The sequence below is a fragment of the Microcystis sp. LEGE 00066 genome, assembly GCF_015207925.1.
Taxonomy (GTDB): domain Bacteria; phylum Cyanobacteriota; class Cyanobacteriia; order Cyanobacteriales; family Microcystaceae; genus Microcystis; species Microcystis ichthyoblabe_A.
Window position 1 is genome coordinate 1 of record NZ_JADEVX010000267.1, and the last position, 4,157, is coordinate 4,157.

Below are 4,157 nucleotides of genomic sequence, written 5' to 3' on the forward strand. Positions count from 1 at the left end.
TACAATCCGACATATAGTTGATTCTGATAGTTCCCAGCTTGTACCAATGTGAAAATATGTTCTATATTCTCGCCAATATTCTAACGTTACTAAAACTTGTTCTTCTATAGATAGTTTAGGTTTCGGTCCCCTTTTAGATGGTGAATTAGAGTCGGCTTCAACACTTTTTACTGATTCTACCATCTTTCTATATGTTTGTTTATACACACCGATTTTATTCTTTTTTCCACTTCAATCTAAGAATTGAGAAAAAAGCAAAACGGCTCTTCTCGACTTTGTGTGATAATTTTTGCTTATGGAATCGTGAAATACTTATCGGGTAACACTTTTAGGACTATTTTGTCGAAGAGACTATCAGTATAGACCTCGTTTCCACACAGAAACCAGAAGAGCCAGCAAAACCTTATATCGTACCATAAAAAAATTATGCAAGAGGTCTATAGATGAGTTTGTCGATCACCCCTCCCTACTACCCTTGACAGAGGTTTTGAAGCGAGTTACAATACCTGAAAGCTACTGCTAAATCACCGTTATGACCCTCCCCCCAGTCAATCAGAACAAAGACGCAATCCCGCTAGACTCCAATTTTTCTACTACTCGCCTAGTGACGCAGGAGAAACCATTCATAATTAACGATCCCTCCTCAAAAGTACAGTCTATTTTATTTTTACCACCAAATCCAGAACGAAAAGAAGAAGGTGGATTGAGAACTCAAGGATATTTCAAGCGCTCTTATGATCAAGAGAGCGGTTTGTTTGACAATTTACCTCTTCCTTTAGTTACTATTATTACTGTAGTTTTCAACGGCGAGAAGTATTTAGAGCAGACGATTCAGAGTGTAATCAATCAAAATTATGATAATGTTGAGTATGTTATTATAGATGGTGGTTCTACGGATGGTACAGTTGATATTATTCGTAAGTATGAAGATAAGATTGATTATTGGGTGAGTGAGCCAGATAGCGGTCTATACGATGCGATGAACAAAGGAATTAAATTAGCAACAGGAGAGCTAATTGGATTAATTAATAGTGATGATATTTACAATGATGGCACAGTATCGAAAGTAACCAATCAATATGTCAATCCTCAGAAACTGAGATTCGTTATCATAAGTGGAGCAATTTTTCGCACTGATAGCCAGGGAAATATCAAGATTAGACTTTACACATCACATAAGTCGTTAGAAGAACAAATAGAGTGGAGAATGCCTCTGCATCATCCAGCTACTTTTGTATCTTGTGATGTATATAAAACAATTGGTGCATTTAACACTAAATATAAAATAGCAGGAGATTACGATTTTATTTATAGAGCCTTTCATTCTCGTAAAGTTAAATTTTTGATAGTAGATGATTTCTTGACCTCTATGAGGTTAGGTGGTTTATCAGAGGAAGGAATTATGAGTATATGGATTAAAGCCAAGGAAAATTTTCAAGTTAGAAAAGACAATATATCTTTGGTAAAAAATTTTTTGATTTTTCTATTTGTACTTCTAGTAAACGGTATAAAGCAAATTGTCAAGCCACTACTAAGTGATCCACTGTTGTCAACTTATTACCGATATCGTCATAAAAGAGATTGATTAAGATTTGACTGGGGGGTTCAGTGATTAATTCAGGCTGAGAGCATCTCAAACGCTATTGACAATTGACCGATTTTGTGATCTGCGTGGACATTTCAAGTGATACCAGTCAATTAGAATAGTTACGAACTCGACCCATTTGGACGATTTTTGCTTAACAATTGAGATGGCAAATTATACTCAAATATGCCTGAACCGTGGGTAAGCAACCCACATAAAGTTCATTTTTTCAAGGATTGTTAGGATGCGCTTACCTTGATAGTTAATTTAGTGAAGGGAGTTTAGCATGAAACCTGTTTTGATATTGTCTCTTGGAGTCCGAGGTGGCACAGTAATATATGCTCAAGAAGTTATTGATCGTCTTTCGATTGAAAAAACCGTTATCGTCCCTTTTGGCTCTTTGGTAAAAACTCCACGCCACAATTATAAATGGATTGCTCATAGAAACGTATATGATTTCTTTATCTATTCTTTTACTTTATTACCTCTATATATGATCAGCTTGTTCTGTGATTTGACAGTTAACAAATATAGTTCTATTTATCTTCCTTATTTTCATTACTGGAATATTTTTTTTGTATTCATTTTTAAGCTGTTTAATAAAAAGGTAATAACTACTATACATGACGGATGTATAGGGGATAAAAATCAGAACAATTTCAAAGGCAAAATTGTAAATTATCTTAAAGAGAAATCTATTTACTCTTCAGATGAATTAATTTTTTTGTCGGAATATGTAAAAAACGAATTTCAAAAAAAATATGGGAGAAAAGACGATTGTCATGTTATTCCTCACGGCTTAATAATACCAGAAGGTCTAAGGCAAGTATCCAGGAATCATAATCCATTGCCTAACATTCTCTTTTTTGGTCAGGTAATCCGTTCCAAAGGAGTTGAGAATTTAATCCACGCCTGTTTGAAGATGGCAACAGAAAAATATAATAAATTAGTTATAGTTGGAAAGCATTTCTATCCCCTCGGTATTGATAGAAATATTTACTCTAGTAGTAAAATTGTTTTTATAGATGATTATGTACCAGAAAATGAAATCTCTAAGTTTTTCAATGAAGCTGATATTTTAGTTCTTCCCTATACTATTGCAACCCAGTCAGGGGTAGTCACTATAGGTGTTTCTGCCTGTATTCCCATGGTTTGTACAAAAGTGGGTGGACTTAAAGATCAGCTAGTTCCACATGCTGAAGCAATTTTCGTAAATTCCGATTCTGAATCGATTAAAGAGGGTATTTTGGCTCTAATTGACAATAAAGAGCTTTATGAGTCTATTTCCTTAAATCTCAAAAGGAAACATACAAGTCTCGACTGGAATAATATAGCTAAATCGATCGAAAACGTTATACTCTTTACTACTGAATGACGAGGGAAACATCTATGACTATTGGGATTTGTAATTTGTGCGGTTCTCTGGTGGTTCGGATACATCCAGGATATTTTGGTACTCGTTGTTTAAACTGTAGATCTACTAAAATTCATAGAGCAGTTGGTTTGACAATTGAATCTCTAAATTTTTCAACCAGTACCTCTGTTTACGAGTTGTCTTCTCGCGGAGCTTTGTATAAATTCTTAAAGTATAAATTTAAGAATTTATACTTTTCTGAATACTTTGATGATGTACCTCTAGGGTTGATGAAGAACTCTGTTGTCTGTCAAGACGTTCAAAATCTTTTTCTCAATGACGAATCTTTTGATTTAGTGACTTCTACCGAAGTTTTTGAGCATGTTCCTGATGACAGCAAGGGTTTTTCTGAAATTTACAGAGTCTTAAAAAAAGATGGATATTTTATTTTTACCGTGCCTTTATCAGATAACCCGAAGACAGTTGAAAGATGTTTATTGCAGCCTGATGGGACTATTATACATCAGCTTGAGCCTGAGTATCATGGCGATCAAATTCGTGGACAGGGAAGAGTTCTTGCCTTCAGAAATTACGGATTGGATATAACTGAACGGTTAGAAAGTTGTGGTTTTCACGCTGAAATACGTCTAGTAAACTCAAGGAGCAATGTAATTGAAGATCAGAAGGTTATTATAGCAAAAAAAATGTAGTTCTATGACTGTCACTACGCCAATTCAAAAATGAAATGCATCAACCTCAAGAGTTGTCAAAGAAAGGCTCATCAGGTACTGTCTGATCATTAACAAAAACAAATCAGACCCAAAGACGAAGCCCTCGACATCTTAACATAGAACAAAGAAACTTGCTCTACTAACTTAGTCAGGAGGAAAATTTATCTCAACGGCAAATGGCCGTCTGGCTCGGATGTCATCAAAGCACGACCAGAGCGAGAATTAAGAAGGAATCAAAGTTTACTAGGCTGCTATCTACCTGACACAGCAGAAGCTGAAAGCGAGACGCGCACCAAAAATGCCAAACAACCCTTTTAAAATGTCAGCGAGTCAGCCTTAGAGTTGGTCAAAGAAGGATTAAAAGATTATCATAGTCCCGAACAAATAGCAGGTCGTCTGAAAAAAGCTGGTCAAGAATCGCTCAGTCATGAAACCATCTATCAAATGATCTATCAAAACTACCCTTGACTGTGGAAAGTATCAAGAA

At 35.4% G+C, this 4,157-nt stretch carries 4 protein-coding genes and 1 pseudogene; 4 read left to right on the forward strand and 1 reads right to left on the reverse strand.

Features of this window, described 5'->3' with window-relative positions:
• Nucleotides 1–213 (reverse strand): transposase family protein (locus tag IQ224_RS22000; RefSeq protein WP_194032592.1); only part of this gene is annotated, 213 nt, incomplete at its 3' end.
• 319 nt (nucleotides 214–532) lie between these two features.
• Here IQ224_RS22000 and IQ224_RS22005 point away from each other — a divergent pair.
• The 4 genes and pseudogenes from IQ224_RS22005 to IQ224_RS22020 all read left to right on the forward strand — a co-directional run.
• Complete coding sequence (locus tag IQ224_RS22005; protein WP_002749166.1) at nucleotides 533–1,585, forward strand: glycosyltransferase family 2 protein; 1,053 nt, start codon at nucleotides 533–535, stop codon at nucleotides 1,583–1,585.
• Between the two features lie 286 nt (nucleotides 1,586–1,871).
• On the forward strand, nucleotides 1,872–2,960 hold the full coding sequence (locus tag IQ224_RS22010) for a glycosyltransferase family 4 protein (RefSeq protein ID WP_036403198.1): 1,089 nt from the start codon (nucleotides 1,872–1,874) through the stop codon (nucleotides 2,958–2,960).
• A 14-nt stretch (nucleotides 2,961–2,974) separates the two neighbouring features.
• Nucleotides 2,975–3,649 (forward strand): class I SAM-dependent methyltransferase, encoded by a 675-nt coding sequence (locus tag IQ224_RS22015; RefSeq protein WP_002749162.1) that lies wholly within the window; start codon nucleotides 2,975–2,977, stop codon nucleotides 3,647–3,649.
• Between the two features lie 137 nt (nucleotides 3,650–3,786).
• Nucleotides 3,787–4,157, forward strand: a pseudogene (locus tag IQ224_RS22020) (transposase); the annotation flags it as partial.